This window comes from Streptomyces beijiangensis (assembly GCF_017315755.1).
Taxonomy (GTDB): Bacteria; Actinomycetota; Actinomycetes; order Streptomycetales; family Streptomycetaceae; genus Streptomyces; species Streptomyces beijiangensis.
On sequence record NZ_JAFLRJ010000034.1, the window covers coordinates 1 to 18600 of the forward strand.

General features: G+C 69.2%; 24 protein-coding genes. 11 read left to right on the forward strand and 13 right to left on the reverse strand.

The features are described 5' to 3' along the window. The coding region (locus J0695_RS43665) for a DUF6214 family protein (RefSeq protein WP_242552194.1) at positions 1 to 266 on the forward strand (266 nt) is incomplete at its 5' end. Positions 267 to 285: 19 nt separating this feature from the next. Here the strand turns inward: J0695_RS43665 and J0695_RS04135 are convergent. After that, positions 286 to 966 (reverse strand): DUF305 domain-containing protein, encoded by a 681-nt coding sequence (locus J0695_RS04135; protein WP_242552195.1) that lies wholly within the window; start codon positions 964 to 966, stop codon positions 286 to 288. A gap of 113 nt (positions 967 to 1079) precedes the next feature. On the opposite strand from J0695_RS04135, the gene J0695_RS04140 reads away from it, so the two are divergent. Beyond that, the gene (locus J0695_RS04140) at positions 1080 to 2531 is read left to right on the forward strand and encodes an LVIVD repeat-containing protein (protein ID WP_242552197.1); all 1452 of its coding nucleotides are present in this window, start codon (positions 1080 to 1082) and stop codon (positions 2529 to 2531) included. A gap of 6 nt (positions 2532 to 2537) precedes the next feature. Here J0695_RS04140 and J0695_RS04145 read toward each other — a convergent pair whose 3' ends face one another. The 4 genes from J0695_RS04145 to J0695_RS04155 all read right to left on the reverse strand — a co-directional run bounded on the left by J0695_RS04145 (position 2538) and on the right by J0695_RS04155 (position 4822). Further along, a complete protein-coding gene (locus tag J0695_RS04145; protein WP_206960265.1) occupies positions 2538 to 3179 on the reverse strand; it encodes a TetR/AcrR family transcriptional regulator in 642 nt (213 codons plus the stop codon). A gap of 246 nt (positions 3180 to 3425) precedes the next feature. Then, positions 3426 to 3587 (reverse strand): carbohydrate-binding protein, encoded by a 162-nt coding sequence (locus tag J0695_RS45585; RefSeq protein WP_372445700.1) that lies wholly within the window; start codon positions 3585 to 3587, stop codon positions 3426 to 3428. Between the two features lie 114 nt (positions 3588 to 3701). Further along, on the reverse strand, positions 3702 to 4073 hold the full coding sequence (locus J0695_RS04150; RefSeq protein WP_206960266.1) for a VOC family protein: 372 nt from the start codon (positions 4071 to 4073) through the stop codon (positions 3702 to 3704). A gap of 41 nt (positions 4074 to 4114) precedes the next feature. After that, positions 4115 to 4822 carry an SDR family NAD(P)-dependent oxidoreductase gene (locus tag J0695_RS04155; protein WP_206960267.1) on the reverse strand — a complete coding sequence of 236 codons (708 nt, stop codon included), beginning with the start codon at positions 4820 to 4822 and terminating at the stop codon, positions 4115 to 4117. Between the two features lie 101 nt (positions 4823 to 4923). Between J0695_RS04155 and J0695_RS04160 the strand changes: the two genes are divergently transcribed. Further along, positions 4924 to 5754 carry a helix-turn-helix transcriptional regulator gene (locus J0695_RS04160; RefSeq protein ID WP_206960269.1) on the forward strand — a complete coding sequence of 277 codons (831 nt, stop codon included), beginning with the start codon at positions 4924 to 4926 and terminating at the stop codon, positions 5752 to 5754. On the opposite strand, the gene J0695_RS04165 is transcribed toward J0695_RS04160, so the two are convergent. From J0695_RS04165 to J0695_RS04185, 5 genes are all read right to left on the reverse strand, one after another. Next, positions 5751 to 6338: an isochorismatase family protein gene (locus J0695_RS04165; RefSeq protein WP_206960271.1), complete on the reverse strand. Its 588-nt coding sequence runs from the start codon at positions 6336 to 6338 to the stop codon at positions 5751 to 5753. The two genes, J0695_RS04160 and J0695_RS04165, sit on opposite strands and share 4 nt — an antisense overlap. Before the next feature lie 60 nt (positions 6339 to 6398). After that, complete coding sequence (locus tag J0695_RS04170; protein WP_206960273.1) at positions 6399 to 7094, reverse strand: HAD family hydrolase; 696 nt, start codon at positions 7092 to 7094, stop codon at positions 6399 to 6401. After that, positions 7091 to 7756, reverse strand: a complete 666-nt coding sequence (locus J0695_RS04175) for a phosphatase PAP2 family protein (protein ID WP_206960275.1) — start codon at positions 7754 to 7756, stop codon at positions 7091 to 7093. The genes J0695_RS04170 and J0695_RS04175 overlap by 4 nt, the downstream gene beginning before the upstream one ends. 33 nt (positions 7757 to 7789) lie before the next feature. Continuing rightward, complete coding sequence (locus J0695_RS04180; RefSeq protein WP_206960277.1) at positions 7790 to 8725, reverse strand: M56 family metallopeptidase; 936 nt, start codon at positions 8723 to 8725, stop codon at positions 7790 to 7792. 76 nt (positions 8726 to 8801) lie between these two features. Continuing rightward, positions 8802 to 9362, reverse strand: coding sequence for a DUF5134 domain-containing protein (locus J0695_RS04185; RefSeq protein ID WP_206960279.1), 561 nt, complete (start codon positions 9360 to 9362; stop codon positions 8802 to 8804). 146 nt (positions 9363 to 9508) lie between these two features. On the opposite strand from J0695_RS04185, the gene J0695_RS04190 reads away from it, so the two are divergent. Beyond that, positions 9509 to 10051, forward strand: a complete 543-nt coding sequence (locus J0695_RS04190; protein WP_206960281.1) for a GNAT family N-acetyltransferase — start codon at positions 9509 to 9511, stop codon at positions 10049 to 10051. On the opposite strand, the gene J0695_RS04195 is transcribed toward J0695_RS04190, so the two are convergent. Next, positions 10041 to 10724, reverse strand: coding sequence for a glycerophosphodiester phosphodiesterase (locus J0695_RS04195; RefSeq protein ID WP_206960282.1), 684 nt, complete (start codon positions 10722 to 10724; stop codon positions 10041 to 10043). The two genes, J0695_RS04190 and J0695_RS04195, sit on opposite strands and share 11 nt — an antisense overlap. Before the next feature lie 531 nt (positions 10725 to 11255). On the opposite strand from J0695_RS04195, the gene J0695_RS04200 reads away from it, so the two are divergent. From J0695_RS04200 to J0695_RS04220, 5 genes are all read left to right on the forward strand, one after another. Next, positions 11256 to 12656, forward strand: coding sequence for a DUF6421 family protein (locus tag J0695_RS04200; protein WP_206960283.1), 1401 nt, complete (start codon positions 11256 to 11258; stop codon positions 12654 to 12656). A 50-nt stretch (positions 12657 to 12706) separates the two neighbouring features. After that, positions 12707 to 13453, forward strand: a complete 747-nt coding sequence (locus tag J0695_RS04205; protein WP_242552196.1) for an SDR family NAD(P)-dependent oxidoreductase — start codon at positions 12707 to 12709, stop codon at positions 13451 to 13453. Next, positions 13432 to 14511 (forward strand): threonine aldolase family protein, encoded by a 1080-nt coding sequence (locus J0695_RS04210; RefSeq protein ID WP_206960290.1) that lies wholly within the window; start codon positions 13432 to 13434, stop codon positions 14509 to 14511. The genes J0695_RS04205 and J0695_RS04210 overlap by 22 nt, the downstream gene beginning before the upstream one ends. A gap of 74 nt (positions 14512 to 14585) precedes the next feature. Continuing rightward, positions 14586 to 15185 carry a transglutaminase domain-containing protein gene (locus tag J0695_RS04215; protein ID WP_206960292.1) on the forward strand — a complete coding sequence of 200 codons (600 nt, stop codon included), beginning with the start codon at positions 14586 to 14588 and terminating at the stop codon, positions 15183 to 15185. A 15-nt stretch (positions 15186 to 15200) separates the two neighbouring features. Then, entirely contained in the window at positions 15201 to 15893 is a 693-nt protein-coding gene (locus tag J0695_RS04220) for a B3/B4 domain-containing protein (RefSeq protein ID WP_206960294.1), read from the forward strand. A 13-nt stretch (positions 15894 to 15906) separates the two neighbouring features. On the opposite strand, the gene J0695_RS04225 is transcribed toward J0695_RS04220, so the two are convergent. Together J0695_RS04225 and J0695_RS04230 are read right to left on the reverse strand one after the other, a co-directional pair. After that, on the reverse strand, positions 15907 to 16638 hold the full coding sequence (locus J0695_RS04225) for a lysophospholipid acyltransferase family protein (RefSeq protein WP_206960296.1): 732 nt from the start codon (positions 16636 to 16638) through the stop codon (positions 15907 to 15909). A gap of 146 nt (positions 16639 to 16784) precedes the next feature. After that, a complete protein-coding gene (locus J0695_RS04230; protein ID WP_206960298.1) occupies positions 16785 to 17201 on the reverse strand; it encodes a DUF4395 domain-containing protein in 417 nt (138 codons plus the stop codon). A gap of 76 nt (positions 17202 to 17277) precedes the next feature. Between J0695_RS04230 and J0695_RS04235 the strand changes: the two genes are divergently transcribed. After that, positions 17278 to 17691: a TlpA family protein disulfide reductase gene (locus J0695_RS04235; RefSeq protein WP_206960300.1), complete on the forward strand. Its 414-nt coding sequence runs from the start codon at positions 17278 to 17280 to the stop codon at positions 17689 to 17691. Between the two features lie 195 nt (positions 17692 to 17886). After that, positions 17887 to 18393, forward strand: a complete 507-nt coding sequence (locus tag J0695_RS04240) for a flavin reductase family protein (protein WP_206960301.1) — start codon at positions 17887 to 17889, stop codon at positions 18391 to 18393. The last annotated feature ends 207 nt before the right edge of the window (positions 18394 to 18600 follow it).

Here is an 18600-nt window from a genome sequence, read left to right on the forward strand (position 1 = left end):
GTGGGGGCGAGGGTGAATGTGAGGGCGAGTGCGAAGGCGGTTCCGCGGGGGAGCCGCCGGCCGCGCGCCGCGCCCGCCCCGCGTTGCCGCGGGGGAATGCGGGACGGCGCGTCGCGGCCGACGCGTACCGCGAGGCCCAGCAGGAGGGCCGTGATGCGGTGCTCGCGGTGATGTACGCGACCGGGCACAGCCGCCGCAAAGCGCTCAGACTGATCGCAGGCGCGCGGGACGAGGGTTATCTGACGCCGCGTCATAACCGTCGCTGAAAAGCGCCGTTGAGCACCATCAGGCCATCGCGCGCATCCTGCCGATCTCCGAAGTCTGCTGTGCCAGAACGTCGTTGGCCATTTCCTCGACGAGAACGTTGTTCCCCTCCGAGAGGACCTCGGTTGCCATGGTGATCGCGCCCTGATGATGAGTGATCATCAGCTTGAGGAAGAGTTCGTCGAAGGCCTTTCCCTTCGCCGCGCGCAACTGGGCCAGTTGGGCCGTGGTGGCCATCCCTGGCATCGACGCATGGTCGTGCCCGCTCTGCTTGCGTGCACCCCCGTGGGAGTCCAACCAGCCCTGCATCGCGCCGATTTCCGGCCCCTGGGCAGCCGCTATGCGCTCGGCGAGCTTCTTCACCGGCTCCGCATCGGCCCGCTGTGCCACCAGCTTCGTCATCTCCAGCGCCTGGCCGTGATGGACGATCATCATCTGTGTGTAGCTGAAATCAGCCGAGTTGGGGGTGTCGTTCCGGCCTGCCTTGGCGGCGTCCTCGGCCGACAGCGTCTTCGCCGGTTCGCCGGGTTTACCTGGAGCCACCACCTTTGAGCCGGTGTTTGCCTCACCTTTGCGACTGCCTTGCGCGCTCTTGTCCGTATCGCAGGCGGTCAGCGCCAGCAGCGCTGCCAGGACCGCTGCGGCGACGGCGAGCTTCCCGGCGCGCATTACATTTCCGTTGCCATCTGTTGAGATGTACATGGGAAGGACGATACTGCCGGGGTCCGTGAACCGTTCAACTACGAACGGATACAAGGGAGGACGCAGTGATCTCGTTGCACGAGCCTCGCATACGACACAGACGACTCGGCGTGATGGCGGCCGCGGCCGGACTCATCGCCACCCTGCTGGCCGCCGGGCCGGCGGTCGCGACCCCCGATCCCGGAGACGCCTCGGCCACGACGGCGACCTCCGCCTCGCTGGCGGCGCAGACCCGCTCCGCGATAGCCGACGGGGAGATACCCGGCCAGGACGAGGTCGTCCACAGTGCCAACATCGAGCATCTGACCAACATCCCCAAGGACGCGCTCGCGGGGATCAACTCGGACCTCGCCTTCCAGGGCAAGTACGCCTTCGCCGGCAACTACGACGGCTTCAGGATCTTCGACCTCAGCAACCCGAAGGCCCCGAAGACAGTCGCCCAGGTCCTCTGTCCCGGATCGCAGAACGACATCACCGTCTCGGGGAACCTGCTCTTCCTGTCGACGGACTCCTCGCGGAGCGACAACTCCTGCGCCTCGACGACGCAGCCCGCGACCGAGAAGTCCTCCTGGGAGGGCATGAAGATCTTCGACATCAGCGACAAGCGCAACCCGAAGTACGTCGCCGCCGTCGAGACCGCATGCGGCTCGCACACGCACACCCTGGTGCCGTCGAAGAAGAACGTCTACATCTATGTCTCCTCGTACTCGCCCAGCACCACCTTCCCGGACTGCCAGCCGCCGCACGACGGGATCTCCGTCATCAAGGTGCCGCGCAAGGCCCCCGAGAAGTCGGCGATCGTGAACTTCCCCGTGCTCTTCCCCGGTGAGGGACCCGACGGCGGCGGCAACCCCGGAGCCCCCACCAACCCGGGTGTCTCCAAGACCACCGGCTGCCACGACATCACCGTGCTCCCCTCCAAGGACCTGGCCGCCGGCGCCTGCATGGGTGACGGCATCCTCTTCGACATCAAGAACCCGGAGCAGCCGAAAGTCATCGACCGGGTCCAGGACAACGTCAACTTCGCGTTCTGGCACTCCGCGACCTTCAACCAGAAGGCCGACAAGGTCGTCTTCACCGACGAGCTCGGCGGCGGCGGCGCGGCCACCTGCAACGCCACGATCGGCCCGAACCGTGGCGCCGACGGCATCTACGACATCGTGGGCAAGGGCGACAAGCGCAAGCTCGTCTTCCGCAGCTACTTCAAGATCCCGCGCCACCAGGCGGACACCGAGAACTGTGTCGCCCACAACGGCTCGCTGATCCCGGTCAAGGGCAAGGACCTCATGGTCCAGGCCTGGTACCAGGGCGGTGTCTCCGTCTGGGACTTCACCGACTCCTCGAAGCCCAAGGAGATCGGCTACTTCGAGCGCGGCCCGCTGACCACGGACACGATGACGACCGGCGGCTCGTGGTCCGCGTACTACTACAACGGCTACATCTACTCCAACGACATCGCCAAGGGCTTCGACGTACTGAAGCTCAGCGACCGTCGCACCGACCCGGCGAAGCGTGTCCGGCTGGACGAGCTCAATGTGCAGACCCAGCCCGAGTACTTCGACTAGACCGGTCTACGACGGCCCGTCAGCGAAGTCATGACGTGTTCCGCCGGGCGGTTCGTCGCCCGGCGGAACGCCCAGCGTCCAGTCGAGCCCGTACCGCTGGAAGAGTTCGGTGCGCAGCCGCGTCAGCGGCATCGGTGCGCCCGGCAGCAGCTGCGCGAAGACCGTGCCCATCAACTGGGCGCGCAGCAGCGGATAATCGGTGTCGGGATCCGCGGACCCGTAACTGACCACGGCCGAACGGAGCAGCTGCGCGAGGCGCTGCTGCTCGGCACACTTCACAAAGCCGTCGGCCTGCAGGATCTGCGCCATGTGCGTACGCATCAGCACCGGATGGTCGCCGGCGAGCCCGAGGATCGCGTCGATCGCCCGCGCCATGAGCTCCTGGCCGTCCTCGGTGCGCGGTTCGCGCTCCAGAGCGGCGGCGAGGGTGCGATGCATCAGCCGGTGCACGGCCGACTGCAGCAGCTGGCGCTTGCCGGGGAAGTAGTACGAGACCAGACCGCGTGCCGAGCCGGCCCGGTCGGCGATGTCGGCGAGGGTCGTCGCCTCGTACCCGCGCTCACCCACCAGCTCGACGGTCGCCTGCAGCAGCCGCTCGCGGGAACGCCGACGCAACTCCTCATTGACCGACGGGCTGCGCGGGGACATGCTTATCTCCTGCGTTGACTGGCTCTCAGCCAACTATAATCAACGCACCCTGCAAAGACCCCTGTCAGGGGTCTGTTCTGTGGGGACCGCCGACTGGATCGGGCGACGCGGGGGATCGTCCGATTCAGTCGGTTTTTGCCGCCTTCGCGAGGGTTGCGGCGGAAGGCGGCGGGGGAGAGCGGCCGGTTCACCGGCCGTGTCCGTTTCAGATCCATGCCCCCACGCCACGGCATCGCGCCGCAGCGGTCAGGGAGTGTACTTCTGCCACATCGCGGCGGAAGTCTTCGGGTTCGACGCGGAATTCGACTTGTGCGTCTTGAGGCACCGGTATTGCTTGCCCGAGTAGGCGACACAGTCGTTCACCGAATACTGCCGGTTGACTTTCCAGTCCGAGAATCCCGCTGCCATGTGATGACGCCCTTTCTTGGACCGGCGCGCTACCGACCTGCATGGATCTTCCCACGGCCGGCCGTCACCGTTCACCTGGCAGCTCCGTCGGCCCCTGACCGACCGCGGCTCGCTTCAGTCGATGAGAGTCGTCTTCGGGCGGACCACGCAGAACTCGTTCCCCTCCGGATCTGCCAGCACCGTCCACGACTCGCTGCCGCTCTGGCCGACGTCCGCCCGGCGGGCGCCGAGTGCCAGGATGCGATCGATCTCGGCCTCCCGGTCCTCCGCGGCGGACGTCAGGTCGAGGTGCAGACGGTTCTTGACGACCTTCTCGTCCGTCACCGGCATGAAACACATGCCCACCGGCGCGGACTCCTCCGGTCCGATCACGACCTCCCTCTCCCGCTCGGAGAGGATCCGCCAGCCCAGCACCCCGGCCCAGAAGCGGGCGAGGGCGGGCAGGTCGTGGGCGTCGACGACGATGTGATGCAGCGAGACAGGCATGACGGTCAGTGTGCCGGGTGCTCGTCCGTACGGCTCCCCGATTACCAGGGGAGCGTGCCTTCGGCGTCGACGTAGCTCCCGGTGGGGCCGTCGGCGTCGAGCCGCGCCATGTGGACGATGATCTCGGCGCCCTGTTCCACGGTCTGGATGCCGGTGTTCCCGTTCAGGTCGGTCTTGGTGAATCCGGGCTCGACGGCGTTGATCCGCATGGCGGGGAAGGCCTTCGCGTACTGCACGGTGATCATGTTGACCGCGGCCTTTGAGGTCGGGTAGGCGACGCCCGGGTAGGCGTGGGCAGGGGTTCCCGCCTCGCTGACCCGGGTCAGCGAGGCCAGGCCGCTGCTCACGTTGACCACGACAGGGGCGGCCGAGCGCTGCAGCAGGGGGAGGAACGCGTGCAGTACGCGCACCGTGCCGAAGACGTTCGTCTCGAACGTCCGGCGCATCATCTCGGCGGTCACCTCCGCGGCGCCGATCACGGCATTGCCGGCGGCCCGTTCCTCGATGCCCGCGTTGTTGATCAGTACATCCAGTCCGCCGTCCGCCGCGACGGCCTTCGCGGCGGCGTCGACGGACGCGTCGTCGGTGATGTCGAGCTGGACGGCCCGTGCTCCCAGCTGCTCGGCTGCCCGGCGCCCGCGTTCGGCGTCCCGGCTGCCCACGTAGACGGTGTGGCCCGCCGCGACGAGGCGGCGGGCGGTCTCGAAGCCGAGACCCTTGTTCGCTCCGGTGATCAGTGTTGTGGTCATGGCTCCACGATGCGGTGGCGCGGCGCGGTCAGCCAGGCGTCCCGTCTTCCTGGGACTGCCAGTACCAGGAAGAACCGGGCGGGGCGGTGCACAGTGGTGTCATGGCGACCACGGAGTTCGGCCACACGGTGCGGCGCTGGCGCGACCGCGTCTCCCCTGAGATGGCGGGGCTGCCCGACGGCGGGCACCGGCGCGCGGCCGGGCTGCGCCGTGAGGAGCTTGCCCTGCTGGCGGGGATCTCCGTCGACTACGTAACCCGCCTCGAACAGGGCCGGGCGACCAATCCGTCCGAACAGGTCGTCGAGGCCCTCGGCCGGGCACTGCGCCTGTCCGGCGCCGAGCGCGCGCATCTGTTCCACGTCGCGGGGCTGGTGCCGCCGGGGCGGGGCACAGTGCCCGCGTACATCACACCGAGTGTGCAGCGGATGCTGGACAGGCTGACCGGTACGCCCGTCGCGGTCAGCGACGCGACGTGGACGCTGCTGCTCGCCAACCCTCTGTACGTGGCTTTGATGGGCCGGCATCAGGGCAACGAGCGCAACGCGGTGTGGCGCCACTTCCTCGGCTCGGGCAGCCGGGTACGGCACACACCGGAGACCTTGTACGCGATGGAGACGGCGCAGGTCTCCCAGCTGCGGGCCATGGCGATCCGGTATCCGGCGGACCAGCGGCTGCGGCGTCTCATCACGGAGTTGCGTACGAACAGCGACCGGTTCGCCGAGCTGTGGGAGGCAGGGGCGGTCGGTGACGTCGAGGCCTCCCGCAAGACCGTCGATCATCCGCAGGTGGGCCCGCTGACCCTCGACTGCGACGTGCTCAGCGTCGCGGGCAGCGATCTCCGCATCATGGTCTACACGGCCGAGCCCGGCACCGAGGACGCGGAGCGGCTGGCGCTCATCGGTGTACTCGGCACCCAGACGCTCGTGGGCTAGACAGTCGCCGCACCCGGCGGCGCCGTGAACGTGACATCCGCGGCGTGCGCCGGGACCTCCAGATCGCTTCCGAGAGCCCATTCGGCGACCCGCGAGACCGTCGCCGCAGGGACCCGGTCGCTGATGCCGGGCGCCGCCGGGATGTCCTGCGTCGCGTGGGCGTCGTGCGGGAGGACGACCCGGTATCCCCGCGCCAGCGCCGTACGGGCCGTCGCCTGGACGCACATCTCCGACATCAGCCCGCAGACGGCGACCGACCGTACCCCCGCGTCGGCCAACAGGCCCCCCAGCGGCGTCCGTTCGAAGCTGTCGTCCACGGGCTTACGGATCGCGACCTCCCAGGGCCCCTCCTCGACCGGGTGGTGGAGCTCCCAGCCGGGTGTGTGCGGCTCGTCGCCCGCACCGGGCCGTCCGTCGTTCTGGATGTGCACGACGAGTGCCCCGCTCTTCCGGGCCCGCGCGATCAGATCCGCGGTCGTCTCCAGCAGCCGGGCCACACCGGGGACCGCCCTCGCGCCGGTCACGGAGTCCGACTGAATGTCGACAACCAGCAGGGCTTCGAGGGGAATTGCGCGAGAGGTCATGCGGACATCATGGCTTTCCCCTCCGCGTGCCCGCACATGGATTTGATCCGGGGCGATTGCTCAGCCGACGAGATCGAGAACGGGACGCAGCCCGTCCGGCCGGTCCGCGACCGGCACATGGTCCACGAAATGCACCGCGCACCCCACATCCAGCGCACCGCCGTCCGCACTCCGGTCGTCGCCGACCATCAGGACGTCGCGCGGGTCGTGGCCGATCGCCTCGCAGGCGATGCGGAAGAGCCGCGGGTCGGGCTTCTGGATCTCGTGCTCGTACGAGAGGACGGCGGCGTCCAGATGCGCGCCGATCCCGTGCGCGTCCAGCACCGGTCGCGGGTCCCAGCCGATGTTGCTGATCAGTCCGGTGCTGATGCCGCGCCCGCGCAGCCCGCTGAGCACCTCGGCGGCATCGGGGTACGGGTGCCAGGCCGCGGGCGTCCTGTGGCGGTCGTAGAGCGCGTCGTGCAGGGCCGGATCGGGCAGGGCGACCTGCCGGCTCAGACCGGTGTACGCGGCGCGGTGCCGCTCCGCGCTCTCGTCGCGCGTCGCCCACAGCTCCGCCAGATGTGGCGGCACCTGCTGCGGGGCCGGTCCGCCGGGGAGCGCGCCTGTCGCCTCCAACTCCTCGGTGTACCGCCTCAGTTCATCGTCCGGGAGCCTGATGCCCGCCTCGTCGAGCACTGCGTCCAGCCAGTCGCCCACCGGCTCGATGCGACAGAGAGTCCCGGAGAAGTCGAAGAGCACACCCTTGATCGTCATGACCGCAGTCTTCCGTACGCGGAGACCGAGAAGGCCACCAGGGCCGCGCCGAGCAGCCAGCCGCCCAGTACGTCCGAGGCCCAGTGCACGCCCAGATAGAGCCGGGTCAGGCCCACCCCGACGACCGAGACGGCTGCCGCCGCGACCGCAGTCCGCCACACCGGTGCGCTCGGCCGGCTGCGCCGCAGCAGCCACAGGAGCAGGCCGATGCTGACCGTCGCCGTCATCGCGTGCCCGGAAGGGAAGGACGCGTAGTGCGCCGAGTCCACGGGGTCCGGCCACTGCGGACGCGCTCTGCCGACCGCAGCCTTCATTCCCTGCTGCAGCAGTGTGCCCACCGCGCCCGTCACCCCGACCCAGAGCGCCGGCCGCCAGTCCTTGCGCAGGAACAGCCACAGCACGGCGACGCCCAGCAGCGCGCGCAGCGCCCACGGGTCCCACACCCAGTCGGTGAGCACCCGGTTGAGGTGCGTGAACCCCGGCTCGGCGACGGCGCTGCGGTGCAGGTGCTCCGCGAGCCATCTGTCGAATCGCATCAGCGGGGACCACTCGGCCGCGACGAGGATCAGCAGGAGTGCGGTCAGCGCCGCGCACACGGAGCCCGTCCGCAGAGGGGCCGTGGGGGGCTGGTGGGCCGGCGGCGACAGGAGTGCGGAGTGCATGGGGAGATCCTCGCCGACAGCGGGCGCTCCGGGCTATCCCAGCGCGCGGAGCCCCGGGATGAAAGCCACCAGCAGGGGAATCACCGGCACCATCGCGGCGGCCGCGGTCAGCAGCAGACGACGGCCCGCGGTCAGCCGCGGGGCTGCGAGCAACAGTCGGTCGACACGCAGCGGAACCTGGGCGCCGGGGGTCGGTGAGGGCCCGAACACCCCACGGTGCTCGTTGAGTTCGACCAGGGCGAGGGCGATCGTGAGGCGTCCGAAGCGTCGCGAAGCCACATCGTCTGCGGCCAGTTCGACCAGGCGGTGCATCTCGTCGCGGAACGCCGCGAACACCGGAATCTGCGGAAACCCCCCGGCCAGGGCTGCCGAGCAGTGCAGCAGCCAGTCGTGGCGTGCCCGCGCATGTCCCTGCTCATGGGCCAGTACGGCATCGAGCTGGCGCCCCTTGAGACGCCGGAGCGCCCCGGTGGTGACGGCCAGTTGAGGGGCCGGACCCGGCAGCCACCAGGCGTCGGCCCGCTCGCCCTCCAGGATGACCAGACGGTCGCTCCCCGTCTCCTCGCCGGGCAACAGCGGGGAGCGCACCAGGAGTTCACCGCGGCGCAGCCGGCGCCGGGCACGCGCCCGGCGGATTTCCCGTACGAGCATCGCGGCAGTCCAGACACCGCCGCCCGCCAGGACCAGCGATGTCCCCGCCGCCCACTGGGTGTAGGCGCCCAGCGCGTACGCGTCGACCACGGCGCTCGGCGCGTGCGCGAACACCTGTCCGCGTACTCCCTGCCACGCCACGGCCGCGCTGAAGGTCATCGCCAGCGCGAACGACAGCAGCACCGCTGCCACCACGCACTGCCACACCCACAGCGCCACCACCGGCTCGCGCTCCGGCCATTCCGCGCGCGCCAACAGGCGCGGTGCCCCGACGGCGGCCAGGGCCCCGAACAGCAACAGTGCCGCGGCGACCAACATGGGTGTCAGCCTATGAGCGGGGTGCCGCTCAGGGGTATGTCCTGGCCCGGCAAGTGACGTACGCCACGGTGCGCCCCTACAGCGTGACCAGCATCGCCAGCATCCCGAGCCCCATGGACAGCCGGCAGGCGAGCGCCAGCTCGGGCCGCGCCCCCCAGTCGGCCCCACCGGATCCGCCGGCTCCCGACCCTGCCTGCGCGGGCATCAGCCGCACCCCCGCCCTCAGTACGTACACCGCGAAATAGGCCAGCAGCGCGCCCGTGACCAGGGGCACGCCGCCCGCCGTATGCATCGCGTGGCCGCCGTGCGGACCCGCCGGGGCCATCGTCACCGCCATGTAGACCATGGCCGCCGAGCCGACGAGGTGGTGCAGATGGTGTACGTCCGTCCTCGCCAGCCACAGCGCGCGCAGCGCCGCGGCCCCGAAAACCGCGGCGAACACCGCCCAGCCCCAGGACGATGGTGCGGCCGCCGCCGCGGGTACGGCCATCGCCGCCATCCCGAACCCCATCAGCGCTTCGCCGCCCGCCGCCCTGCGCGCCTGCTCCGAGCCGCTGCGCATCCGCAGCAGGCAGTAGGCCCCGGTCGCGACACACAGCGCCACCAGGAGCCAGCCGGACATCGCCGGTCCGTGCACGGCGTACCTCCCCGATCGACCGTGTCGTCATCTCGACGAGTCGATTCCCTTCCCGGGCGGTGCGCACACGAGCGCAGAGGCGTACAGGGGGAGCGCGCTACTCTCGGGCCCGTACACCAATCGCTTCCGACGGGAGACCCCGCGCCATGGACACCGCCCCTGCCCGCCTCACCTTCCGGGACGCTGCGGAGACCGACGTACCGGACCTGGTCGAGCTGATCCAGTCGGCCTACCGCGGTGACGCGAGCCGGACCGGCTGGACCACGGAGGCGGACATTCTGCAGGGGCAGCGCACCGATCCCGAAGGCGTCCGCGCGGTCATCGCGGCCGACGGCAGCAGGCTCCTGGTCGTGGAGCGGGACGGCGGGACGATCGCGTGCTGCCAGCTCGAACACCGGGGCGACGCCGCCTACTTCGGAATGTTCGCTGTACGCCCCGAACAGCAGGGCGGCGGCCTCGGCAAGCAGATCATCGCCGAGGCGGAGCGCTCCGTGCGCGAGGACTGGGGCGTCGGCGAGATGCACATGACGGTGATCTCGGTGCGCGACGACCTGATCGCCTGGTACGAGCGGCGCGGCTACCGCCGTACGGGAAAGATGACGCCCTTCCCGTACGGCGACGAGCGCTTCGGCATCCCTCAGCGCGACGACCTGCAGTTCGAGCTGCTGGTGAAGCCGCTCAGGCCGTGAACCGGCCGGTGCGCCGGATCTCGGGGTAATCGGTGGTGGCCGCGTCCAGCTCCAGGGCCCGCACCAGACGCAGCTGATCCTGGGTGTTCACCACCCAGCCGATGACCTTGATCCCTGCCTCGTGCGCGCGCTCGACCGTCTCCAGGGTCAGCCTGCGGATGTTCAGGGCCAGCGAGGCGGCGCCCACCGCCTTCGCCCGGTCCACCACGTCGTCGCCCCAGCGGCTGGCGATGAGCACGGTGCGTACGCCCGGGACCAGCGAGGTGATCTCTGTGATCGCCTCGTCGTGGAAGGACGACACCTCGACGCGGCCGGTCAGATCGCGGCGGTGCATCACCTCCGCGAGCACACGCGCCGCGGCCACGTCCTTGATCTCGGCCTGGAGCGGTGCCCGTACCGCGTCCAGGACCTGCTCGAAGACCGGGACGCGTTCGCCCTGTCCGGCGTCCAGCTCCCGCAGTTCGGCGAGGGTCTTGTCGGCGATCGCCCCCTTGCCGTCTGTCGTACGGTCCACTTCCGTGTCGTGCATGACGACGAGCGCGCCGTCCTTGCTCAGATGAAGGTCCAGCTCGATGACGTCCATGCCCGCCTGCTGTGCGTGGACGAAGGAGCGCAGGGTGTTCTCCGGTTCGACACCCATGACTCCGCGATGACCGATGGTGAGGAAAGTCAAGGTTCAACTCGCTTCCGTCGACGGCGGCTCCCACATGGCATTGCTACCCACGCGGCACGGCCGCAGCCTAACGGCCCGCCCCCGCGGCCGAACCCCTCTCGGCGGAGGGAACGGAATAACCGGCTCGGGCTCCGACCACCCCCAGGATCAGACCGGTGATGAGGGCTGCGACAAGGACGGCACGGATGCTCACGCGGCAGGACTCCAGGGGCGTGGGGGAGGGCGGACCGTGTCCGTCCTACCGGCCGCGGCGGCCCGGCGGCGAACTGCGTCACCCGGGCGTGGGCGTGTCCTGCGGATGTTGACGCGGTGCCCTGGGTACGTGTGGGAGACCGGTCTTCGGCCGAGCTGCCCGGGGCTCGTGAAGCTCTGGCCGGAGTGGCGGATGTGACTGTGATATTCGGGAGTGACAGGAAGAACATCTGCGATCAAGGGGGTGGCGCAGGATAATTTACTGGGACCCCCCTTGAGGGGGAGAACCGAACACGGATACGCTGCCTTGACGCGAGGTTCTCCTGTGGAGGAAGTGACATGACGGAAATTCTTGTGCAGGACATGACTGCCGGAGGTATATCTGCCGACCGGCGCGTGGTCGAGCACCCGGCCTGGCCCGAGCTCAAGGGTGCCGTCGAGGAGATCAGGCCCTGGCAGTCCAAGGACGGCTCGATCGACTTCGACGCCGAGGGCGCTCCTTCCCGTACGACCGTCGAATCCGCCGTCGACCGCGTGATCGCCGCGGTCGGGGAGCTCTCCCCGCTGCTGCCGCACGACGCCGCGTACCACCGTGCGCTCGCCGCGGACCTCCGGAAGTGGGCCGACAGTGCCTTCGACGTCCCTGACTTCCTGGACTCGCTGCTCGCCTTCCAGCCGGCCGTCGGGCGCGCCGATGGACTGCAGCACCTGGCCCTCTTCGCGATGTACACGCAGAACGGCAACCCCGACCGCAACCTCGAAGCGGTCGTCCTGCGCATGGTCTGGCCCGACTGGCTCGCCGAGCTGGAGGCCACCCGCTACGACAACCCGCTGTTCTGCGGCATCACCTTCGAGGACTTCACCTCCGGGTACGACACCAATTCGGCGGTGCTCTTCCCCGAGACCATCGCCGTGCGCGAGGCGCCCGACCGCTTCAGCTGGGGCGGCATCTTCTGCGACCGCGAGGCCGCGCGCTTCCGCGCCGTCACCGAGGCCTCCGTCGCACTCCTCGGGCTCGAACTCCCCGACGGCATCCGCGAGATGATCGGCGACCAGGCCCGCTGCGAGCAGGCCTTCGTGCTCTGGGACATGGTCCACGACCGCACCCACAGCCACGGCGACCTGCCCTTCGACCCCTTCATGATCAAGCAGCGGCAGCCGTTCTGGATGTACGGCCTCGAAGAGCTGCGCTGCGACCTCACCGCCTTCAAGGAGGCGGTGAAGCTGGAGGCCGAGGGCAACGCCCACGGGCGCGACGTGCAGTACGCGGTGCTCTTCGACCGGATGTTCCGCTTCCCCGTCACCGGTGAGCGCGTACGCAACTACGACGGGCTCGGCGGCCAGCTGCTCTTCGCGTACCTCCACAAGCACGACGTGGTGCGCTGGACCGACAACACGCTCAAGATCGACTGGGAGCGTGCGCCGCAGGTCACCAACCAGCTCTGCGGCGAGATCGAAGCCCTCTACCGGGCCGGCATCGACCGCCCGAAGCTGGTCCACTGGTTCGCTGCGTACGACCTGGTGGCGACGTACCTCGCACCGCACCCGGGATCGCGCTGGGCCAAGGGCCCCGACGCCCTGGATCTGAGTCTGCCGCCGCGGAAACTCGTCGACGACGTGCTTCCGGACGAGTTTCCGCTCAGCATGTTCTATGAGGCACTCTCCAAGAAGCTCAAGGACGTGATCGCCTCCACCAAGGGGATCACTGCCGCGGGCGCCCCGGAACGAGTGGCCGCATGAGCACACCTGCGCAGGCTGTATTGATCAAAGAGGGTCAGGAGGCGGTACCCATGAGCACTGGACCCCTGGACGGAGCGGTCGTCGCGGTGGCCGGAGCGGCCGGACCGGCAGGCCGGGCCGCCCTGCTGAAACTGGCGGAGGCCGGTGCGACCGTCGTGGCGGCGGACGCCGACGCCGCACGGCTCGCCGAGGCCGTCGACGCCGCCCGGTACGCCCACGGCGGGGCCACCGTCACCGGTGACACCGTCGACCTCCTCGATCTGGACGCGACCCGCGACTGGGCAGCGCGTACGGAGAAGGAGTTCGGCCGCATCGACGGCCTGGTGCACCTCGTCGGCGGCTGGCGCGGAAGCGCCACCTTCGCCGAAACCGACCTGGCGGACTGGGAGTTGCTGGAGAAGCTGCTCATCCGCACGGTCCAGAACACCTCGCTCGCCTTCCACGACGGACTGCTGCGCAGCGAGTGCGGCCGCTATCTGCTGATCAGCGCGGCCGGCGCGTCCAAGCCCACCGCGGGCAACGCCGCCTACGCGGCCTCCAAGGCGGCGGCCGAGGCGTGGACCCTCGCCCTCGGCGACGCCTTCCGCAAGGCGGGCGGTGAGGACGGACCACAGACCGCGGCCTCCATCCTGGTCATCAAGGCCCTGGTCCACGACGCGATGCGGGCGGAGCGCCCGAACGCCAAGTTCGCGGGCTTCACGGACGCCGGTGAGCTGGCCGAGGCGATCGTGGGAGTCTGGGACAAGTCCGCATCGGAAGTGAATGGAAAGCGCCTGTGGCTGACGCCCGAGCCCTAAAGACCGACGCCGTACGACATCACGACCCGGCGGTGCGCGGTTTCGCCAGCGACAACTACGCGGGCGCGCACCCCGAGGTTCTCGCCGCCCTGGCCCTCGCCAACGGCGGGCACCAGATCGCGTACGGCGAGGACCAGTACACCGAGCACCTGCAGCGGCTGATGCACAGCCATTTCGGGCCGACGGCGGAGGCCTTCCCGGTCTTCAACGGCACCGGCGCCAACGTCACCGCGCTCCAGGCGCTCACCGACCGGTGGGGTGCGGTGATCTGTGCCGAGTCCGCGCACATCAACGTGGACGAGGGCGGTGCGCCCGAGCGGATGGCCGGCCTGAAGCTGCTGACCGTACCGACGCCGGACGGCAAGCTCACGCCCGAGCTCATCGACCGGCAGGCGTTCGGCTGGGAGGACGAGCACCGGGCCATGCCGCAGGTCGTCTCGATCACCCAGAACACCGAACTGGGCACCGTCTACACGCCCGACGAGATCCGGGCGATCTGTGAGCACTCCCACGAGCGCGGGATGAAGGTGCACCTCGACGGGGCGCGGATATCCAACGCCGCCGCCTCGCTCGACGTACCCATGAGGACCTTCACCAACGCCGTGGGCGTGGACATCCTGTCGTTCGGCGGAACGAAGAACGGCATGCTCTTCGGCGAGGCGATCGTGGTCCTCAACCCCGACGCCGTGCGCCATATGAAGCACGTGCGGAAGATGTCGATGCAGCTCGCCTCCAAGATGCGCTTCGTATCGGTGCAGCTGGAGGCGCTGCTCACCCGTGATCTGTGGCTGCGCAGCGCACGGCACGCCAACACCATGGCGCAGCGGCTGGCCGACGGAGTGCGCGGGATCGACGGCGTCGAGATCCTCCACCCCGTCCAGGCCAACGCCGTCTTCGCGCGGCTGCCGCACGATGTGAGCGAGCGGCTGCAGAAGCGCTACCGCTTCTACTTCTGGGACGAGGCGGCGGGCGATGTCCGCTGGATGTGCGCCTTCGACACCACCGAGGAAGACGTGGACGGCTTCCTGCAGGCGCTGAAGGAAGAGCTGGCCCGCTAGCCCGTACTGCATAACATTGTGGCCGACCGGAAATGTATTGACCTCCGGTCGGTCACACTCGTACGCTCACGGCCATGGAGCTGATCCAGGAAAACCCGGACCTGGCCGCCTACTTGGCTGCTGATGACGTCATCGACCACGGGCATCCGCTTGTGCGCACGACCGCCGCGGGTCTGCGTACAGAGAATCCCGACGCATACTCATACGCCAAGGCTGCCTATGAGTTCGTGCGCGACACCATCCCGCACTCCGCCGACACGGGCGATCCGCGCGTCACCTGGCGCGCCTCGGACGTCCTGGAGAAGCGCACCGGCATCTGTCACGCCAAGGCGATCGCGCTGGCGGCACTCCTGCGGGCCGAGTCCATCCCGGCGGCCCTCTGCTATCAGCGGCTCACCGAGGACGACGGATCCGCCCCCATGATTCACGGCCTGCTCGCCGTGAGGCTGCCGGGGCGCGACACCTGGGCCCGCCTGGACGTGCGCGGCAACAAGCCGGGCGTCGACGCGCAGTTCTCGCCGGACGTGGAGCGGCTCGCGTGGACCGTACGGCCGGAGTTCAATGAGGTGGACTACCCAGTGCTTTATGCTGTACCTCATCCGGCCTGTCTGCGCGCCCTGCAGGATGCGTCCGACCGGCCGCACCTGTGGCGCATCCTTCCCACCGAGCTCTGAAGCAAGGCAGCAGACATGACCCTCACCCTCTCCGTGTCCGACGAGGTACGGGCCCTGGCCCCCGGCTTCACCCACCTCGCCATCGAGGCGCGCGGCCTCGTCAACAGCCCCAGTACGGCGGACAGTTCGGCCCTGCTCGACGAAGCCGCCCGCCGGCTGGCCGAGCGCCTTGACGGCCGCGCCCCGCACGAGGACGCGCACATCGCCGCCTGGCGCGAGACCTACAGCGCTTTCGGATCCAAGCCGAACCGCACCCGGAACTCCGCGGAGGCGCTCGCCAAGCGCGCCCTCGCGGACGGCGGACTGCCGCGCATCAATCTGCTGGTCGACGCCTACAACGCGATCAGCGTCGCCCACCTCATCCCGGTCGGCGGAGAGGACACCGACCACATCAAGGGCGGTATGCGGCTGATCCGCGCCACCGGCGAGGAGTCGTTCGTCACGGTCGCGGGCGGGGAGCGGACCGTGGAGCACCCGGACGCGGGCGAAGTCGTCTGGTGCGACGACGAAGGGGTGACCTGCCGGCGCTGGAACTGGCGTCAGGGCGTACGCACCAGGCTCACCGAGGAGTCGGTCAACGCCGTCTTCCTGCTGGAGTCGCTGGCCCCCATGACGATCGGCGAGCTCGAAGCCGCAGGCTCCGAACTCGCCGATTCGCTGGAGAAGTTGAGTCCCGGGGCGCGGATCTCGCTGCGTACCCCGGAGTGACGTTCCGGTCGGGTCAGCCCTGCCGCTCGGCCTCGCGGACCTGCTCCGCGGTCGGGGCGGTGCCGCCGAGGTGTGCCGGGACCCACCAGGTGTCGTCGGCGCTCTTCGGTCGTACGGGATAGGCGCGCTGCGCGGCCTCGAGGAGCTCCTGCACACGCCCGCGCAGCCGGCGTGTGATCGCCCCCGCGTACTCGTCGGCCGGAGCGGACATCGGCTCGCCGACACGGATCGTGATGGGGATGTGGTTGCGCTTGAAGTTGCGCGGCTTGCCCTTGGTCCAGATCCGCTGGGTGCCCCACAGTGCCATCGGGATCAGCGGGACGCCCGCCTCCTGGGCGAGGCGGGCCGCACCCGACTTGAAGCTCTTGAGCGTGAAGGACTCCGAGATGGTCGCCTCGGGGAAGACACCGATGATCTCGCCGGAGCGCAGCGACTCGAGCGCGTGCTTGTACGCGTCCTCGCCCTGCTTGCGGTCCACCGGGATGTGCTTCATGCCGCGCATCAGGGGGCCGGAGATCCGGTGCCGGAAGACCGACTCCTTCGCCATGAAGCGCACCAGGCGCTTCTGCGGGAGGACGACCAGGCCGTCGAAGATGAAGTCCAGATAGCTGATGTGATTGCTGACGAGAACAGCACCGCCGGTACGCGGGATGTTCTCTGAACCCTGAGTATCGATCTTCAGGTCGAGCGCCTTGAACAGCCCGAGAGCCGCGCCGATCACCGGTCGATAGACGAGTTCTGCCATCTGGAGGAGACCCTTCTGTGCCCGGGGGAGATTGTTCCCCCGGTGGAAGCTACGACACCGTAGGTTTGCGGCATTGGGCAGATCGTGCCCCATGCGCAGCCGAGTAGCCAGTCCTGGTGCCGCCGAACCGCGAGATTCTCGTCACGTCATCCCAGGCGGGCGGCCCCGCGACGCACCAACAGGTACATTTCGCAACCCAGGCAGTAACCGAATGCAGCATTGAGAAAAGCCGCTGCCAGCGCACATGCGGTGGCAGTCGTGCCAAGCCACGAAGGCCCCCAGAAGTAGCCGACGAGCCCCAGCAGCGCGAAGACGAGTCCGACGGCCTGGGCGAAGCGCGGCGGCTGCGGCGGCTCGAACTCCTGGGGCGGCCCGAGACGCGGTCGTACGACGCTGCGGAACAGCCATCCGTACGGTGAAGAGCCCACCCCCGCCGCGGCGCCCACCGCGAAGCACAGCGCCTGCCAGGCCAGCAGCGGACCGCTGCCGGTGATGAGGACCAGCGCGAGTACGACCGTGGTCACGGCCGCACCGAATCGGGGTCCTCTGATGTCGATGTCCATGAAGCCAGCATTCCGTATCGCGCCCGGTCCGTACCCCGCGGGAATCTTTGCGGTTGCATGAACGCTGTAGCGGTCGATGAGCGGAATTGTGGTGTGCGTAGCGGTACTCGCGGCGGCGGGGGCCTTCGGGCTGCTGCACCGGCGGAGGAACGGGAGGCTGAAGGTGCGCGGGCGTGACGGCGAAAGGCGGCTCGGGGCGGCCGAGTTGGGAATGGACCTGGGGGAGCGTGCCACGCTCGTCCAGTTCTCCAGCGCGTTCTGTGCCCCCTGCCGGGCCACCCGGCGCACCCTGGAGGAGGTGACCTCGATGGTCGACGGGGTCGCTCATGTGGAGATCGACGCCGAGGCTCGACTCGCTCTCGTACGGGAACTGAACATCCTCAGGACGCCGACCGTCCTGGTGCTCGACGCGGGCGGACGGATCGTCCGGCGGGCCTCGGGCCAGCCACGGAAGGCCGACGTCATCGCGGCACTGGGGGAGGCGGTGTGAGGTCCGTGACGGATCTCCCACATGCCGATACGGCCTTGACTGGCCCCGTGTTGGATCGTCAGTCTGACGTTATGCCGCAGGATCTCCTTCTCTACCGCCGGGCCCACGTGGATCTCGCCCGTAACGCGAGTGCGCGCTGTCCGGGTGCCTGAACAGTCCGGGCCCCGTACGCATCCCTCGCAGAAGGACAACTCCATGACGGCTTCGACCGATCTCGCCACCGGCCGGCTCGCCACCCCCGAACTGCTCCGCTCCGTCTTCCGGCAGCACGCCGCCGGCGTCGCGGTGATCACCGCAGCCGGTGAGCACCCTGTCGGGTTCACCGCCACCTCCCTGAACTCCGTGGCCGCCGAGCCTCCGTTGATCTCGTTCGGCGTGGGTACCGGATCCTCCAGCTGGCCGGTCGTCGCGGAGGCCGAGCACATCGGCGTACACATACTCGGCGAGCACCAGCAGGAGCTGGCCGCCACCTTCGCGCGCAGCGGCGCGGACCGCTTCGCCGCGCCCACCGGCTGGAGCACGGGCCCCGAGGGCGTTCCGGTGCTGGACGGCGTACTGGCCTGGCTGGTCTGCCGGGTGGTGGCGCGGATCCCTGCCGGGGACCACCGCATCGTGCTCGCACAGGTCGTCACGGGGGACCCGGTGGGGGCGGGCCGTCCGCTCCTCTATCACCAGGGTCGCTTCAACGCTTTGCGCGACTGAGAGTTCCCGGCATCCTCTGATTACTCAGCGTTGGCAAGGTCACAGTTCAAAGCGCTTGCTCAGTGGGCACACACTAGGTGTACTCATGAGTAATATTCCGGGCGGAGCGTCGGTCGCCCCGACCGGAAACCGCCCCATCAGGCGCCTATGCTGCGTGCAACAAGGCAGCCCGGAAATGACGATGCAGTAGGAGAGCCGGCGTGAGCT